We start from the raw sequence: 15557 nt of genomic DNA, 5'->3' as shown, positions 1-15557 counted from the left end.
GGCAGGCTGCGGGGGTGAACGACGACGATCTCGATGCGCTGATCGCCCGTGGCGACCTGGACGGTCTGGTGCGGATGATCGACGACCGTTGCTCGTCACGCGACTGGCCGGGCCTGCTGCGGGTCCGGGACGAATCGCGCGCGGCGGTGCACACGGGTCGCCAACTGTGGCCTGCGGCCACGCTGGCGGAATACCGGCTCGCACTGCTCGCCGACGCCGACCACGTCGCGGCCGTCCTCGACGAACGAGACGGGCTGTCCGGGCGCTTCACCATCGGCCCACTGACCGAGGTCGCGGCACAGCACCATTCGTGGGGCGACCTCGAAGCCGTCCTCGACAACGGTCCGCGAGCGACGTTCGTCGCCCACGAACGAGCGATCCGTGGCGAACCGATCGAGACCGTCGACCTCTCGGCCGTCCTCGACATCCCACCGGTGCTCGCCGACTGGGAGCCCGACTACGCCCTCGCCACGTACTCCGAGAACGGCGCCGAATTCCCGGCACCCGACCTCCCCGACGACTGGCGCGACCTCACCACGACCAGCGGTGCCGAGGAACTCGACGACGACGTCGAACTGTCGTTGCGCCAACTCGTCGACGCGTGGACGACGTCGTCGAACGGACGGGCCGAATCGACGTGCGTGGACGGGGACATCGGTGCTGCGCTCGGTTCGCTCGGGCTCCGTCGGGTCCGCATCTGTGATCTCACGCCTGCCGAGGCGATCTCGTGGATGGCGTGGGCCGGAGCCAGCGGTGGCGCCCACGGTCGGCGGGCGGGTGCCGCAGCCGGGCGATTCGGCGCGTGGTGGCTGCTCGCATCCCTGGGCGACCTGCTTGAGGACTGGCCGATCGATCCCGACGAACTCGGCGATCTCGCACACGACCTCCGCTGGTACCGGTGGAACGCGTACGAACCCGAGGTCGGCTGGTCGCTGCAACTGGCGGTCGAAGACCCGGCCGACGGCGTCGCCTGGGCCATCACCGCACTCGATCAGGACTGAGTCGGTCGGGTCGCCACCGAACGCCGCGACCACCAACCGTCCACGGCGGCCGCGGCGGCGAGCACGAACGCCACGTCGAGCGGGACCCGGAGCCGGGGGATGCCGTACACCGCAGCGAACAGAACGAGGGTGAAGCCAACGGTGACGATCAACGGCCAGCGCGGCATCGGGCTCGCCCATCGTGTCAGACCCGACAGGGCGATCGGGGCGAGCAGCCAGAACTGGACGGTGGCGATCCAGCTCGCCCACCGGGCCCGACCCTCGAGTTCGTTGATGCGGGTCATCTGGTCGGGCCGGAAGAGGTGGACGCCGCGCCCGACCCTCGCCAGTGCCACCGCCGGGAGCTCGTCTGCGTGTTCCACGGCGTAGTCGAGGCCCGCCGCGCGGTAGGCCGCCGAACGGACCGACTGATCGGCGCCGTCGTCCACCTCGACCGTCTCAGCGCACTCGATCGCCCAGAATCCGACGAAGTCGCCGCGGTAGGCGGGCGGGCAGTTCGCCCCCAACACCGTCAGACCGTCCTGCGTCGACATGATCGTGGACTCGTCGAACCGCACCTGGTTGCGGATCACCCACGGGGCGAGCACGGCAAGGCTGACCACCCCGGCGAGTGCGAGGTGGGTCCAGCGCACGGACGGCGATGGCGGGCCCGAAACGTCCGGTCGTCCGGCGCGACCACCTCGGTCGAGGAGAGTCATCCCGATCGCGACGAGCGCGCCGAGTACGAGCAATTCCGCACGCGCCAGACCTGCGACGCCGACCGCCACGCCGAGAGCCGCCGCCCAGCGCCACGATCGACGCTCGCGGTACACGTAGGCGCAGCAGAGCACAGCCACCACCGCACCCGTGGCGAGCGTCTCCGACATCAGGACCACGTCGTTGAGCCAGAACGCTCCATATCCGCCGGCGATCGCCGCCGCACCCAGCGACGCACGGCGGCCGAGCACGATCCGGGCGAGCACTGCGACCGCACCGACCACGAACACGCCCGTCGACGCCATCAGCAGACGCTGCGCGAGGATCGACCGATCGTCGACCCAGGAGACGAGCGACAACCACAGTGCCGTCAGTGGAACGTGATCGGCCGCGAACCCGCCCGGCGGAAACGGGTTCTCGAACCACTGTCCGTTGGCGATCACGACGGCCTGAGCGTGGTAGTAGCCCTCGTCGCCCACGAGCGGATCGTCGCCCTTCACCGCCAGCACGTAGCCGATCCGGAACACTGCGGCGGCGGCCAGGACGCCACCGAGGCATCGGCGGTACGCGCTCTGCGACATCGACGACGACGTCGCCTTGCAGACCACCGGGTGTTCAGGTTGCTCCGGCATCGGCCTTCACGGTCGCCGGAGCGGCCGGGTCGTTCCGGCGACGCCACCTGTCGACGAGACCGACGACCGCCACCGATGCGGCGATCACCAGGCCGGGCTCGATCGGCACACGGAACCTGGGGTTGCCGTAGGAGATCGCCATCATCATCAGCGTGAAGACCATCGTGGCGACGATCGGCCACCTCGGACGAAACCATCGACCAACGCTGGGCCAGCGGCGCAGACCGGCGATCGCGAGGACGCCGAGCGCCCAGAACTGGATCGTCGAGATCCAACTCGCCCAACGATTGCGGCCGTCGAGTTGGTTGATGATCGTCATGTCGTCGGGTCGGTAGAACCCGAAACCGCGCGCCACGCGGAACACGGTGACGCGGGGCAGCTCGTCGACGTTCTCGCCGATGTAGTCGAAGGCGGCATCGCGATACCGGGCCTCGGTCTGACTCTGGTCCTCCCCCTCGAGGGTCGGGATCGCCGCCACGCAGCTCAGTTCCCAGAAGCCGACGAACCGACCGTCGTACGCGGCGGGGCAGTTGGCACCGAGCAGCGTTCCGCCGTCCTGCGTGGAGATGTAGGTGGGTTCCTCGAACGCCGCCAGATTCCGTGCGACCCACGGTGCGAGCAGTGTCAGGGTCACGACGCCCGCGAGAGCGAGGTGCGCGAACCCGATCGGGCGACTCACCTCTGCTGCCGCGACACCGACGATCGCATCGGTGTTCGTGCCGTCGTCGGTGTCGGTGTCGTCGTCGGTCGGCGGATCAGGGTGGCCGGCTTCGACGGTCCCGGTCGGGCGACGGTGGAGCCACATGACGAAGATCGCGATCGTCCCGCCGAGGGCGAGCAGTTCGGTGCGTGCGTAGCCGCCGGCCGCGACCGTGACCCCAACGACCGCTGCCGACGTCCACGACGGTGCGGCTCGGTAGCGGTACGCCGACCACAGGATGGCGACCACGGTGCCGGCGGCGAAGGTCTCCGACATCACCATCACGTCGTTGAGCCACAAGCCGGCATAGCCGCCTGCGAGCATCGCTGCGACCAGCGACGTCCGGCGATCGAAGAGCATCCGGGCCACGGCGCCGATCGCAACGACGACGGCGGTTCCGTACACCGCCATCAGCATCCGCTGAGCGGTGACCGCGCCGTCGAGCCAGGAGACGGGCGCCAACGCCACGACCGTCATCGGCGCGTGACCAGCCGACTTCACACCCGGCAGGATCGGGTTCTCGAACCCTCGGCCGTCGGCGATCGCGATCGCCTGTCGGGTGTAGAAGAACTCGTCGGTCCAGAGCGGATCGTCACGCTTCACCAGGAGCACGTAGAGCAGGCGGAACAGCCCCGACGCGACCACGATCAGCGCCAGTGCGATCCGGTATCGACGCTGGTCCATCTCCCTCGCCGACATCGGCCGCAAACCTAACCGGGCAGCACCCCTCCCCACCCCACCTCGACGTGAGCGACACCCCGCCCCAGATCGGGGCGATCCTCACGCCGACGAACCCACACACCTCGACGTGAGCGACACCCCGCCCCGGAACGGGGCGATCCTCACGCCGAGGCCGGTGGAGTGCGGTGGGAGTGCGTGAAAACGGCGACGGCCGGACCCGAGGGACGGGTCCGGCCGCAGCCACACATCTCGGTTGTCCGTTGGATCAGCCGCGCGCGGCGAGGGCTTCCAGGAGCTGCGGGAGCACCTTGTGGACGTCACCCACGATCCCGAGGTCGGCCACGCCGAAGATCGGCGCTTCCTTGTCCTTGTTGATCGCGATGATGTTCTTGGAACCCTTCATCCCGACCATGTGCTGCGTGGCACCCGAGATGCCTGCTGCGATGTAGACGGTCGGCTTGACGACCTTCCCGGTCTGGCCGACCTGATAGCTGTACGGGACCCATCCGGCGTCGACGATCGCACGCGAGGCACCCGGCGCGCCCTTGAGCCGCTTCGCGAGCTGCTCGATCATCTCGAACTTCTCGGCGTCGCCGAGCCCGCGGCCACCGCCGACGACGACCGCAGCCTCGTCGAGCTTGGGACCCGAGGTCTCCTCGACGTGCACGGCTTCGACCGTTGCGCCGCCCGTGGCGCCGAGGTCGGGAACCGGAGCGGCCACGACTTCACCCGCTCCACCGGCACCGCCGGCGGGCTCGAAGCTCTTCGGGCGGAAGGCCGCGAGGTACGGCGTCTCACCGGTGAAGGTCGCCGTGACGAGCTTGGCGCCACCGAAGATCGGCGTGGTGCAGCTGACGGAGTCACCGTCGACCGAGACGTCGGTCGAGTTCGTGAGCACCGTGCGGTCGAGCTTGACCGACAGGCGGGCCATGACGTCGCGGCCCTCGTAGTTCTGCGGGAACATCACGAGGTCGGGCGAATCGCCGCCGTCGATGACGGCCTTCATGGCCGACGCAACGGCAGCACCCGGAAGGGCGCCGGCGAGGTCGCCGGTCTCGTAGATCTTGGCTGCCCCGTGGTCCGCGAACGCCGCAGCGGCCTCACCGGCGGATCCGACGACGAATGCCGTGACGGTGCCACCGAGCGTGTTGGCCTTCGTGAGCAGTTCGAGCGTGCCGGCGGTGGCAGCTCCTTCGGGGGTGGTCTCGGAGAAGACCCAGATGTTGGAGAGAGACATGGTCAGATCACCTTCAGGTTGTCGAGGAATGCGACGATCTTGTTGAACGCTTCGCCGTCGTCTTCGATGATCTCGCCGGCTTGACGGGCGGGAGCGTCGGTGACGTCGGTGATGGACTGGGCCCAGCTGACGGATTCGATGCCGAGGTCGGCGGCGGTGACCGTGTCGACCGGCTTGGCCTTGGCAGCCATGATGCCCTTGAAGCTCGGGTAACGGGGCTCGACGACACCGGCGGTCACGGAGACCACGGCGGGCAGCGGGCAGGTGACCTCGTCGTAGCCCGACTCGGTCTGACGCTCGACCTTGACGGTCGAGCCGTCGACCACGATGGTCTTCGCGAACGTGACCGACGGCAGGCCGAGGACTTCGGCGATCTGCTCGGGGACCGTGCCCGTGTACCCGTCGGACGACTCGGTGCCGGCGATGATCAGGTCGTAGTCACCGGCCTTGCCGACCGCACCGGCGAGGATCTTGGCGGTGGTGAGCGCATCGGCTCCCGACAGCGTGGGATCGGAGACCAGGACGGCCTTCTCGGCACCCATGGCGAGTGCGGTGCGCAGACCGGACGTCTCGTCGTTCGGAGCCATGGACACCAGCGTCACGGAGCCGTCACCGGCGGTGTTGACGAGCTGCAGCGCCATTTCGACGCCGTAGCTGTCGGACTCATCGAGGATGAGCTTCCCGTCGCGCTTCAGCGTGTTGGTCGAGGGATCCAGCTCACCCGGCAGCGCCGGATCAGGGATCTGTTTCACACAGACGATCACGTTCATAAGGCCACCCAAGTTACCGCCGGGTCTACTACGCGCCCCAAATCGAGACCCGGATGTCACACGGCGGTGCAGATCGAGGTCTCGCGCCCCGAGGGAGGTGGACGGGTCGGCGCGACGGATTCGTCTCCTCGGACAGTCCGGGAACGTGGCGCACTACCCTCTGCGGCTTGCGGATCATGCTCATCGTCAACTCGTTCGCGTCGTCGGTGACGGCGCGCAACACGGTGGTGGTGCAGCGACGCTTGTCCGAAGGCGCTGACGATCCCGACCACCGGACCCGCCGGAGTCCCGATCGGCACCAGGTCGAGGTGGTCGAGACCAACCGGCGTGGGCACGCGACGCGATTCGCCCACGACGCGGCTCGCCGCGGCGTCGACGTGGTCATCGGGTACGGCGGCGACGGCACGCTCAACGAGGTGGCCACCGGCATCGCCGGGACCGACACCGCGCTCGGCGTGCTCCCCGGGGGCTCGACGAACGTCTTCGCTCGGACCCTCGGCATGCCCAACGACCCCGTCGAGGCCGTCGAGCACCTCGTCCGCGGCATCGACGCCGCCGACTTCCGACCGATCGGCCTCGGGCAGGTCAACGGTCGCTCCTTCTGTTTCCACACCGGCATCGGGTACGACGCCGCGGTGGTGCAACGGGTCGAGAAGCACGGCTCGCTGAAGCGTTGGCTCGGTCACCCACTGTTCATCTACGCAGGCCTGTCCACGTGGGCCACCGGCTACGACCGGAAGCATCCGCACTTCGCCGTGTCGGGTGACGGAGGCGCCGATCTCGAGAACGGCTACTTCACGATCGTGCTCAACACGAATCCCTACACCTACCTCGGGAACCGTCCGCTCGACCTGTCGCCCCACGCCGGACTGGATCAGGCGCTGGTGGCGATCACGTTCACGACGATGAGCGCCCGCGCGATCCTCACGTCACTGGCGGGCGCACTGAAGGGGGGCGGTGTGAGGCCTGCGCCACACCTCGACATCCGCACCGACGTGCGTCGACTCACCGTCACGCACCACGATCCGTTCCCCTACCAACTCGACGGTGATGCGCTCGGCGAGACGAACCGACTCGACTTCGTCCACGTCCCCGACGCCGTCAGGCTCGTGTTCCCCAACTCGGGCTGAGGTCCGGTCCGCCGATCCGCCCCGTGGCGGCGAGTGCGACGTCGGGAACGTCGGAGCACACACCGTCGACACCCATCGTCACCAGTTCGCGCAGCCGAGCCGGGTCGTTGCACGTGTAGGTGTTGACCGAGAGCCCGGCAGCGTGGCATGCATCGACGCACTCGGACGTGAGCGACCCGACCCACGGGTGGACGGCGACGTGGCCCGACGCAACCGCCGCAGCGATCGCCTCGTCCGTGCAGTCGCCCACCAGGAGCGCCGTGGGCAGGTCCGGCGCGACGAGACGACAGTGGTTCATCGTGTCGAGGTCGAACGACGAGAACAGCCAGCGACCCGCCCAGGAATCGCCCCGACGACGCATCGCGGCCACGGTCGGCGCGACCACCGCCATCGTGGGATCGTGTCCACCGTCGCCGGCGGAATTCTTGATCTCGACGTTGATCAGCATCCTCTCTCCGCACGCATCCAGGACGTCGTCGAAGCTCGGGAGCGCATCGAGTTCGATCCGTGACGCCGGCAGCGGGTCGTGGAACACGACCAGACGCGTGCCGCCGTTGCCGTCCGTGGCGAGGCGTACGTCGAGTTCGACCCCATCGGCGCCCATCCGGTCGGCGAGAGCGAACGCCTCGGGGGTGTTCTCGGTGAGGGCGCCCGAGGCACCGCGGTGGCCGATGACGTTCATCGCGCCAGTATCGCCCGATCCGACCCCGCCCGACGGCGTCCGACCTCGCCCGACGCGCTCGGACCGACGGGCGGCGCGCGGAGCGACCGGTCGATTCACGGCGTTGACAACCTGAGCCGGCGGTCACACGTCACAGGAAGAGCCACTTGCGGACGGCGTGGGTCGCGCCTATTTTTCGTGCCGACGAGGGGTCGGCGTTGGGGCCGCTCACCGCCGCGACCACTGCCACCGACTCGGCGATGCTTCCTGCACCGCCGAACGACCCACATGGGGGAACCCGAACGTGACGATCCTTGCGTCCAGCCTTGCTCTCGGAGCTGCCGACTACGACTGGCGCGACGACGCGCTGTGCCGGGACACCGACCCCGCACTGTTCTTCCCGGTCGGCACCACCGGCAACGCGCTGGTCCAGATCGACCATGCGAAGGCCACGTGTGGCGAGTGCTCGGCCGCCAAGGACTGCCTCGACTTCGCGCTCGACACCAACCAGGACTCGGGGATCTGGGGCGGGTTGACCGAAGAGGAGCGGCGGGTCATCCGCCGCAAGCGCGTGGCCGCGGCCCGCGCCGAGCGCCGTTCGGCCGCCTCCGCCTGACGGGTCGGTCGGGGCGCGGGCTCCGTCACCCATCGGGCCGAACGCCCAGGAGTCCGGCCAGCCGGCCGATTCGGCCGAGCGAGCCGCGGGCTGAATTCAGTCGTCGAGGGTGGGTACCCGGAGTTCGACGACGGTTCCGCACGGGCGGCCGACGTCGGCGCCGAGCCCCACTGCGGACAGGTCGTCGATGGTGGCGGGCCGCATGGTGATCGTGCCGTCCAACTCCGTCGTGACGAGCGTCCGCACGATGGACAGGCCGAGGCCGGTCTGAGCGTCGAGGTCGAACCCCGGCTCGACGCCACGTCCGTTGTCCACCACCCGCAACGACAGAACGTTGCCGTCGTGACTGAGGACCACCGCGACGTCGCCGCCACCCGACCCCTCGGGGAACCCGTGGTCGACGGCGTTCTGCAACAGTTCGGTCATCACGACCGAGAGCGGCGACGCGGCATGAGCGGGCACGCGCCCACCGGTTCCGCTCACCGAGAAGCGCACCGGCCGGTCGGGCGATTGCAGGCCTTCCTCGGCCAGACGGAGCAGCGGTCGCACGATCTCGATGAAGGCGATGTCGTCGCCGGGCTCACGTGACAGCGACTCGTGGACCAGCGCGATCGTACGGATGCGTCGGACCGACTCCGCGACCGCAGCCTTGGCCTCCTCGCTCTCCAGACGACGCGCCTGGAGGCGCAGCAGCGACGAGATCGTCTGCAGGTTGTTCTTGACCCGGTGGTGGATCTCGCGGATCGTGGCGTCCTTCGAGAGCAGCAGACGGTCGCGCTTGCGGAGTTCGGTGACGTCACGGATCAGCAACAGTCCCCCGTCGACGACGGCCTGATCACCGCTCCCGCGCAGCAACGGCACGCACCGTGCGAGGAGGGTGACCTCGGTGCCCTGCTCGAACTCCTCGACGACGGGTTCCCGTCGTTCGAACGCCTGGCGAGCGGGGCCGTCGTGGAACCCGAGTTCCGCGAGACGCATCCCGACCGGGTTGGCCTGGATGCCCACACGGTGCAGCGCGGAGTTGGCGTTCGGCGACACGTAGGTGACGGCGGCGTCGAGGTCGAGCATCATCACGCCGTCGCCGACCCGTGGTGCAGCACTGGAGTCGGCCACACGACCGGGGAACGGGAAGGTGCCCGCTGCGATCATGTGGGCGAACTGCTCGAAGATCAGCGAGTAGTTGCGTTCGAGCTCGCCGAGGTTGCGCCCGGCACGCACGACCCACTCCTTCGTGAGCACGGCGATCACGTTGCCGTTGCGGCACACCGGGATGGCCACCACCCGTGCGGTGGTCTCGTCGCCTCCGACCACGGGGACGTTGAGCGAGATCTCGCCTTCGGTACGCGCACCCGTCTCGGCCGCCTGGTCCATCAGCGAGTTGGCCTGAGTGGCCCACACGCCGATGAAGTCGATGGCGTACATCGTCTGGTTGGTCGCCGGGCGGACCTGGTCGACGATCATCCAGCTGCCGTCGTCGGCACGGACGTGGAGCAGGAGGTCACCGAACGACAGGTCGGCCAGGAACGCCCACTCGGCGGTCAACCGATTGAGGTGATCGATGTCTTCCTTGTCGAGCGGCGAGTGGGTTCGAGCGAGGTCAGCGAGCGACGTCATCACGACGATTCTGCCGCATTCGGGAGGCCTCGCAGGTGACGGGCCAGGACACCGAGCCCCGAGAGGTCGTGGATGTCGCCTCTGAGCCACGGAACGTCGACGGTCGTGGTGGCGAGCGACGCCAGCTCCGACCGCCGTTGGCGCTCACGGGCCGCGACCATCGCCACTTCGTCGAAGCGCTCGGCCATCCGGTGCAGCACTGCGTCCACGACCTCGTCGTCGGCACCGAGTTCGGCAGCGACCGCGACTGCGAGAGCGCCGTCACCGCCCGATCCCGTGCGCTCGGCGAGCACCTCGGCGGCGCGACTCGCCGCCACGTCGGCCAGGTGGTCGGGCAGGACGCGGTTCGCGATGATCGCCCCGATCGGCATCTTGCGCTCGCGCAGCGACTCGGCGAGGAACTTCGCCTCGTGCGCGGGTGCCGCCTCCAGCGTCGACACCACCACGAAGGCGGTTCGCGGATCGACGAGAAGTGCTTCGACCTCCTTGGCCCGCTTGACGAAGCCCTTCTCCATCGCCTGGAACAACACGAAGAAGTCGGCGATGTCCTGCAGGAAACGTGAACCGAGGATCGTGTCGGCGATCTTGTAGAACGGCTTCGAGGCGAACGTGAAGAGCCGCGACCGGTACGGCACGGTCAACCAGCGCAGCAATCGGCTCCCGAAGAAGTCGGCCATGCGCCCCGGGGCGTCGAGGATCGTCAGCGCGTTGCGCGACGGCGGCGTGTCGACGATCACGAGGTCGTACTCCCCGGTCGCGTGCAGGTCGTGCAACTGTTCCATCGCCAGGTAGTCGTGGCTGTGGACGAAACGACTCGTGATGTTCTGATACAGCGGGTTCGCGAGCACGGCGTCGCGTGTGGCGGCGTCGGGCGCGTGCCGCCTGATCAGCTCGTCCCAGCCGGCCTTCGTGTCCAGCATCGCCACGTACAGTTCGCCGCGCACGTCGAGGCCGGCGTCGGCGAGTGCCTGGTCGTCGATTCGGACCGGCGTGTTGCCGAACGCCTCGAGTCCGAGGGCGGTGGCCAGACGACGCGCCGGATCGACGGTGAGCACGAGCACCCGGCTCGCCTGGCGCTGCACCGCAGCGAGGCCGAGCGCAGCGGCGACGGTCGTCTTGCCGACGCCGCCTGATCCGGCGACGAGGATCATCTCACGGCTCGCGAGGAGGGGGTCGACCGACGGTGCGGTCCGACGCTTGCGAGTGGCCATCAGACCGTGCTCCCGTCCCGGCTGCCGGCGTCGAGGGTTCGATCGAGGACGTCGGCCACGAGCGACACGACCCGCCGACCGTGCGCGCGGGAGAACATCTCGGGGATCGACAGGATCGGCAGGTCGAGCGCGGCTCGGCCACGCGTCGCACCCGACAGGTCGAGGCCCTCGATCGCCGTGGCGAGCCGAGCGAGATGCGATTCGCCGATCTCGCGACGCGACTCGATGATCCTGGCTGCCTCGACGACTGCGGCGACGCCTGGACCGACCTCGTCGACCAACAGGTCGACGGCCCCCGACATGCGATCGGCGACGTCGCGCTCTGCGTCGTCGAAGATCTCGGGGAGCACACGGTTCGCGATGACGGCCGCCGGGAACGTGCCGGTCTCGGTCGTCAGGCGTTCGAGCAGTTCGATGGACTCCGTTACCGGCATCTCCTCCGATGTCGTCACGACGGCCACGCCGGTGCGGCGCGGGTCCTCGAGGATGTCGAGCATCCACTGCGTCTGGTCCTTGACGACGCCCACCTGCACGAGGTCGGCGATGACCTTGGGCGCACCGATCTGGCTGACCACGTGCCCGCTGGCTTCGGCGTCGACCACCACGAGGTCGTAGTGACGTTCCTTGACCTCCCACGCGAGCTTCCCGATGGCGAGGATCTCCTTCACCCCGGGAGCGGCATCGGCGACGAAGTCGAGGGTCGAGGCGAGTGGCCCGATCCGGCCCAGGAACGGGATCTTGATGAAGAGGCGCAGGTACTCCTGCAGTGCGTCCTCGGTGTTCATCGACATCGCGTGGAGCCCGGGCTCGACCTCGGTCGGCTCGAACTCGAGGGTGGCGACCTCGAACGCCGTGGCGAGTGCGCCCTTGGCGTCCATCTCACAGACCAACACCCGCTGGCCGCGCCGTGCAGCGACCTCGGCGATCGCGGCGGCGACGGTGGTCTTGCCGACGCCGCCCTTGCCGGTGACGAAGAGCAGCTCGAGGTCGAGCAGCGCCGTCATCGATCGGACGCACCCGGAACGCACGGGTGGGGTGTCGAAGGTTCACGCAGCACGCGACGGGCCTGCCCCACGGAGTTGCACTTCAACCGCTCGACGGCCGCCCGCGAGCGTGCGTCAGCCGCCGAACCCGATGCTGCGGCTGCCCTCCTGGGAGCCGAGTTCGGCGTAGGCGATCTTGGCCGACGGCACGAAGACCTCGTTGCCCCGCTTGTCGGTGATGACCAGCAGGTCGGTGGCGCCCGACAGGGCAGCCTCGATGCGCTGCTTGAGATCGTTGCGATCCGCGTCGTCCGCGAGCTCGATGTTGATCTCACGAGGTGCCTGGGTGACTCCGATGCGTACGTCCACGCCGTGAGGGTATCGGCCCGCCCGAACCTTGGGCTCCCGCCTCCCGGGCAGCGCGTCGGCGACGTCCACGCCGGTGACATCCGACTCGGCGGATGTCACCCGGTGGCCTCCGCCCCGGGACGCCGTTGGCGTGAATCGTGGGACGCGTGTCATTGACGCCGTTGACCGGGACGTCGAAGATGGGCGCCATGCACCGGATCGTGATCGTCGCCTTCGACGGCGTCCAGTCGATCGACGTGGCGGGTCCGGCCGAGGTGTTCGCCGGTGTGAACACCCTTCTCGGGTCGACCGGGCTCGAACGCCTCGGGTACGACGTGACGATCGTGTCGATGGACGGAGGTGTCGTGTCCACCGAGAGCGCCGTGCGTCTCGCCACGCAGTCCTTCGACTCGGTGCAGGGCCGCATCGACACACTCGTCGTGGCCGGCGGGTTCTCGGTCTGGCGCCACCGTGACGACGAGGAATTCGTCGAAGCACTCGGCCGCCTCGTCGGTCGATGCGGACGACTCGTCACGATCTGCTCGGGTGCGGCGCTCGCAGCGGCCACCGGGGCGCTCGACGGCCACCGCGTCACCACCCACTGGGCGCGCGCCGAACGGCTCGCCGACGCCCACCCGGAACTGACGGTCGACGCGGATCCGATCTTCGTCCATTCGCCGTCGCCGCACGCGGATCGACCCGACGTCTGGTCGTCGGCGGGCGTGACCGCCGGGATCGACCTGTGCCTGGCGATCGTCGAACTCGATCACTCGACCGACATCGCCCAGGAGGTCGGTCGCTGGCTGGTGATGTACCTCCGGCGACCGGGCGGCCAGTCGCAGTTCGCGTCGCCGACGTGGATCCGCCAGGCGCCGGCCGGTCCGATCCGCGTGGCCCAGGCGGCGGTGATCGACGATCCGGGTGCGGACCACCGCGTCGTCCGACTCGCCGGGCGCGTCGCGATGAGCGAGCGGAACTTCGTCCGCCGGTTCACCGAGGAGGTCGGCCTGCCGCCTGCGAAGTTCGTGGCACGGGTGCGGATCGACGCCGCACGCCACGAACTGGAACGATCCGACGACAACGTCGCCGCCATCGCCCGACGCTGCGGCTTCGGAACCGCCGAGACCCTCCGTCGATCGCTCCACCGGCACCTCGGCGTGGGCCCCGAGGAGTACCGGCGCCGCTTCGCCCACCCACCCAGCCAGACCGTCCGACGAAAGGCCACACCCGCATGACCACCCAGATCGTCATCCCGCTCTTCCCCCGCTTCACCGCGCTCGACGGCATCGGCCCGTACGAGGTGCTGCAACGGATCCCCGACTTCGACATCACCTTCATCGGCCACGAACTGGGTGTGGTCCGCTCGGACAACGCGATGCTCGGCATCGAGGTCGATGCCACGTTCGAGCAGCACCCGACACCGGACGTCATCGTCTTCCCCGGTGGCCACGGGACGCGCGCACTGATGGACGACCAGCGTGTGCTCGACTGGGTGCGTGGCGCCCACGAGACCACCACGTTCACCACGTCGGTGTGTACCGGTTCACTCGTGCTCGCGGCGGCGGGAATCCTCGACGGACTGACCGCCACGACCCACTGGGGCGCGCTCGACGTGCTCACCGAGCACGGCGCGATCCCGACGGGCGAGCGGGTGGTCGAGCACCTCGATCGGCGGATCATCACGGCCGCCGGCGTGTCGAGCGGGATCGACATGGCCCTCCGACTCGTCGAGATCCTCGTCGACCGGACGGCTGCAGAGGCCTCCCAGTTGATGATCGAGTACGACCCGCAGCCGCCGTTCGACGCGGGTTCGACCGCCAAGGCGAGCGAGGACGTGGTCGCCCGGGTGATCGAGTACGCCCAACACCGGCACTGAGACACAGCCCACCTGACCCCACGGAGACTCCGATCCGAGCCGCATCGTCTTCGACGGCACCAACCTGTTCGTCACGAACTTCGGGGACGACACGGTGTCCAAGATCCTGCCGATCTGAGGGCGACGGTCGACCGGACGCGGTTGCCCGGATCCGCGGCGGGACCGCTCACGAGAGGCAGATCGGGGGCAGCGGTCGTCACGGTGGCAATCGACCGGCCCTCCTCCACACTGGACGTCATGGCAACCACTCCCGTGACCGAGGACCAGGTCATCGACGCACTGCGTCCCGTCGAAGATCCCGAACTGCACCGATCGATCGTGGATCTCGGCATGTTGAAGGCCGTCCAGATCCGCGAGGACGGCATCGTCGGCGTACTCGTGGCGCTCACCGTCCCCGGCTGCCCGCTGAAGGGCGAGATCACCAAGCGGGTGTCCGAGGCGGCCACCGAACTCGACGGCGTGGAGTCGATCGACCTCGAGTTCACGGTGATGACCGACGAGGAACGCGAGAACGTCCGCAAGATGGTGCACGGCGACGCCGGCGCCTCAGCGGGGTCGAACCAGGCGCACGGCCACGCCGAGGGTCGGGAGATCCCGTTCGCGAAGACCGGTTCGAAGACGCGTCCGCTGCTGATCTCGTCGGGCAAGGGCGGCGTCGGCAAGTCCACGGTCACCACCAACATCGCGGTCGCACTCGCACAGCAGGGCTACTCCGTCGGCATCATCGACGCCGACATCTACGGCTACTCGATCCCACGCATGCTCGGCACCGACCGCGACCCCGTCGTGATCGACGAGATGCTGCTCCCACCCGAGATGTGGGGTGTGCGCTGCATCTCGATCGGCTACTTCGTGCCGCAGGGCCAAGCCGTCATCTGGCGTGGTCCGATGCTGCACAAGGCGCTCGAGCAGTTCTTGACCGACGTCTTCTGGGACGAGCCCGACTTCATGCTGATCGACATGCCGCCCGGCACCGGCGACATCGCACTGTCGTTGTCCCAGTACCTGCCGCGCGGTGAGGTGTACGTCGTCACGACACCACAGCCCGCCGCGCAGAAGGTCGCCGCCATGTCCGCAGCGATGGCCGAGAAGGTCAACCTTCCCGTGCGCGGCATCATCGAGAACATGTCGTGGTTCACGGGAGACGACGGCAAGCGCTACGAGCTGTTCGGCTCCGGCGGCGGTCAGGAACTCGCCGACGACCTCGGCGTGCCGCTGCTCGGCAAGCTGCCGCTGGTCCAGGCGACACGAGAAGGTGGCGACGACGGCAAGCCGATCACCGCGGTCGACCCAGAGTCCGAGACGGCCAAGGCGTTCCACGAGATCGCCCGCCAGATCGCGGTCGACATGAAGCCGAAGAAGATCTATTCCGACGCCCTCAAGGTGATCTGATCTCGAGCC

The 15557-nt window shown here is 68.7% G+C and carries 15 protein-coding genes; 6 read left to right on the top strand and 9 right to left on the bottom strand.

Going from position 1 to position 15557, the window contains the following annotated elements; translation table 11 throughout:
* Positions 1 to 14: 14 nt before the first annotated feature.
* Positions 15 to 1001, top strand: coding sequence for a DUF6183 family protein (locus ABJK40_RS02360; RefSeq protein ID WP_348482219.1), 987 nt, complete (start codon positions 15 to 17; stop codon positions 999 to 1001).
* Here ABJK40_RS02360 and ABJK40_RS02355 read toward each other — a convergent pair.
* From ABJK40_RS02355 to ABJK40_RS02340, 4 genes are all read right to left on the bottom strand, one after another.
* A complete protein-coding gene (locus ABJK40_RS02355; protein WP_348482217.1) occupies positions 992 to 2329 on the bottom strand; it encodes a hypothetical protein in 1338 nt (445 codons plus the stop codon). The genes ABJK40_RS02360 and ABJK40_RS02355 overlap by 10 nt on opposite strands.
* On the bottom strand, positions 2313 to 3728 hold the full coding sequence (locus ABJK40_RS02350) for a hypothetical protein (protein WP_348482216.1): 1416 nt from the start codon (positions 3726 to 3728) through the stop codon (positions 2313 to 2315). Before ABJK40_RS02350 ends, ABJK40_RS02355 begins: the two co-directional genes overlap by 17 nt.
* Positions 3729 to 3975: 247 nt before the next feature.
* Positions 3976 to 4947, bottom strand: coding sequence for an electron transfer flavoprotein subunit alpha/FixB family protein (locus ABJK40_RS02345; protein ID WP_348482214.1), 972 nt, complete (start codon positions 4945 to 4947; stop codon positions 3976 to 3978).
* A 2-nt stretch (positions 4948 to 4949) separates the two neighbouring features.
* On the bottom strand, positions 4950 to 5699 hold the full coding sequence (locus tag ABJK40_RS02340; protein WP_348482212.1) for an electron transfer flavoprotein subunit beta/FixA family protein: 750 nt from the start codon (positions 5697 to 5699) through the stop codon (positions 4950 to 4952).
* 194 nt (positions 5700 to 5893) lie between these two features.
* Here ABJK40_RS02340 and ABJK40_RS02335 point away from each other — a divergent pair, with 194 nt between their 5' ends.
* On the top strand, positions 5894 to 6847 hold the full coding sequence (locus tag ABJK40_RS02335; RefSeq protein WP_348482255.1) for a diacylglycerol kinase family protein: 954 nt from the start codon (positions 5894 to 5896) through the stop codon (positions 6845 to 6847).
* Here ABJK40_RS02335 and ABJK40_RS02330 read toward each other — a convergent pair.
* Positions 6819 to 7529, bottom strand: a complete 711-nt coding sequence (locus tag ABJK40_RS02330) for a glycerophosphodiester phosphodiesterase (RefSeq protein WP_348482210.1) — start codon at positions 7527 to 7529, stop codon at positions 6819 to 6821. The two genes, ABJK40_RS02335 and ABJK40_RS02330, sit on opposite strands and share 29 nt — an antisense overlap.
* Before the next feature lie 283 nt (positions 7530 to 7812).
* On the opposite strand from ABJK40_RS02330, the gene ABJK40_RS02325 reads away from it, so the two are divergent.
* Positions 7813 to 8124, top strand: coding sequence for a WhiB family transcriptional regulator (locus tag ABJK40_RS02325; RefSeq protein WP_348482208.1), 312 nt, complete (start codon positions 7813 to 7815; stop codon positions 8122 to 8124).
* 96 nt (positions 8125 to 8220) lie between these two features.
* Here ABJK40_RS02325 and ABJK40_RS02320 read toward each other — a convergent pair whose 3' ends face one another.
* The 4 genes from ABJK40_RS02320 to ABJK40_RS02305 form a co-directional block, all read right to left on the bottom strand.
* The gene (locus ABJK40_RS02320) at positions 8221 to 9738 is read right to left on the bottom strand and encodes a sensor histidine kinase (RefSeq protein ID WP_348482206.1); all 1518 of its coding nucleotides are present in this window, start codon (positions 9736 to 9738) and stop codon (positions 8221 to 8223) included.
* Positions 9738 to 10949: an ArsA-related P-loop ATPase gene (locus ABJK40_RS02315; RefSeq protein ID WP_348482204.1), complete on the bottom strand. Its 1212-nt coding sequence runs from the start codon at positions 10947 to 10949 to the stop codon at positions 9738 to 9740. Before ABJK40_RS02315 ends, ABJK40_RS02320 begins: the two co-directional genes overlap by 1 nt.
* A complete protein-coding gene (locus ABJK40_RS02310) occupies positions 10949 to 11953 on the bottom strand; it encodes an ArsA-related P-loop ATPase (RefSeq protein WP_348482202.1) in 1005 nt (334 codons plus the stop codon). The genes ABJK40_RS02315 and ABJK40_RS02310 overlap by 1 nt, the downstream gene beginning before the upstream one ends.
* 114 nt (positions 11954 to 12067) lie before the next feature.
* Positions 12068 to 12301, bottom strand: coding sequence for a DUF3107 domain-containing protein (locus tag ABJK40_RS02305; protein ID WP_348482200.1), 234 nt, complete (start codon positions 12299 to 12301; stop codon positions 12068 to 12070).
* Between the two features lie 188 nt (positions 12302 to 12489).
* Between ABJK40_RS02305 and ABJK40_RS02300 the strand changes: the two genes are divergently transcribed.
* From ABJK40_RS02300 to ABJK40_RS02290, 3 genes are all read left to right on the top strand, one after another.
* Entirely contained in the window at positions 12490 to 13515 is a 1026-nt protein-coding gene (locus ABJK40_RS02300) for a helix-turn-helix domain-containing protein (RefSeq protein ID WP_348482253.1), read from the top strand.
* Entirely contained in the window at positions 13512 to 14156 is a 645-nt protein-coding gene (locus ABJK40_RS02295) for a DJ-1/PfpI family protein (protein WP_348482198.1), read from the top strand. The genes ABJK40_RS02300 and ABJK40_RS02295 overlap by 4 nt, the downstream gene beginning before the upstream one ends.
* Before the next feature lie 237 nt (positions 14157 to 14393).
* Entirely contained in the window at positions 14394 to 15548 is a 1155-nt protein-coding gene (locus tag ABJK40_RS02290) for an Mrp/NBP35 family ATP-binding protein (protein WP_348482196.1), read from the top strand.
* The last annotated feature ends 9 nt before the right edge of the window (positions 15549 to 15557 follow it).

It is taken from the genome of Ilumatobacter sp., assembly GCF_039969435.1.
In the GTDB taxonomy this organism is placed as follows: domain Bacteria; phylum Actinomycetota; class Acidimicrobiia; order Acidimicrobiales; family Ilumatobacteraceae; genus Ilumatobacter_A.
This window is presented reverse-complemented; position numbering and strand designations above follow the sequence as displayed.

What these genes read in the sequence shown, in the direction of transcription:
- ABJK40_RS02300 (WP_348482253.1), top strand. Translation starts at nt 12,490, where the DNA reads ATGCACCGGATCGTGATCGTCGCCTTCGACGGCGTCCAGTCGATCGAC.
- ABJK40_RS02335 (WP_348482255.1), top strand. Translation starts at nt 5,894, where the DNA reads ATGCTCATCGTCAACTCGTTCGCGTCGTCGGTGACGGCGCGCAACACG.
- ABJK40_RS02310 (WP_348482202.1), bottom strand. Translation starts at nt 11,953, where the DNA reads ATGACGGCGCTGCTCGACCTCGAGCTGCTCTTCGTCACCGGCAAGGGC.
- ABJK40_RS02295 (WP_348482198.1), top strand. Translation starts at nt 13,512, where the DNA reads ATGACCACCCAGATCGTCATCCCGCTCTTCCCCCGCTTCACCGCGCTC.
- ABJK40_RS02315 (WP_348482204.1), bottom strand. Translation starts at nt 10,949, where the DNA reads ATGGCCACTCGCAAGCGTCGGACCGCACCGTCGGTCGACCCCCTCCTC.
- ABJK40_RS02350 (WP_348482216.1), bottom strand. Translation starts at nt 3,728, where the DNA reads ATGTCGGCGAGGGAGATGGACCAGCGTCGATACCGGATCGCACTGGCG.
- ABJK40_RS02355 (WP_348482217.1), bottom strand. Translation starts at nt 2,329, where the DNA reads ATGCCGGAGCAACCTGAACACCCGGTGGTCTGCAAGGCGACGTCGTCG.
- ABJK40_RS02345 (WP_348482214.1), bottom strand. Translation starts at nt 4,947, where the DNA reads ATGTCTCTCTCCAACATCTGGGTCTTCTCCGAGACCACCCCCGAAGGA.
- ABJK40_RS02290 (WP_348482196.1), top strand. Translation starts at nt 14,394, where the DNA reads ATGGCAACCACTCCCGTGACCGAGGACCAGGTCATCGACGCACTGCGT.
- ABJK40_RS02330 (WP_348482210.1), bottom strand. Translation starts at nt 7,529, where the DNA reads ATGAACGTCATCGGCCACCGCGGTGCCTCGGGCGCCCTCACCGAGAAC.
- ABJK40_RS02320 (WP_348482206.1), bottom strand. Translation starts at nt 9,738, where the DNA reads ATGACGTCGCTCGCTGACCTCGCTCGAACCCACTCGCCGCTCGACAAG.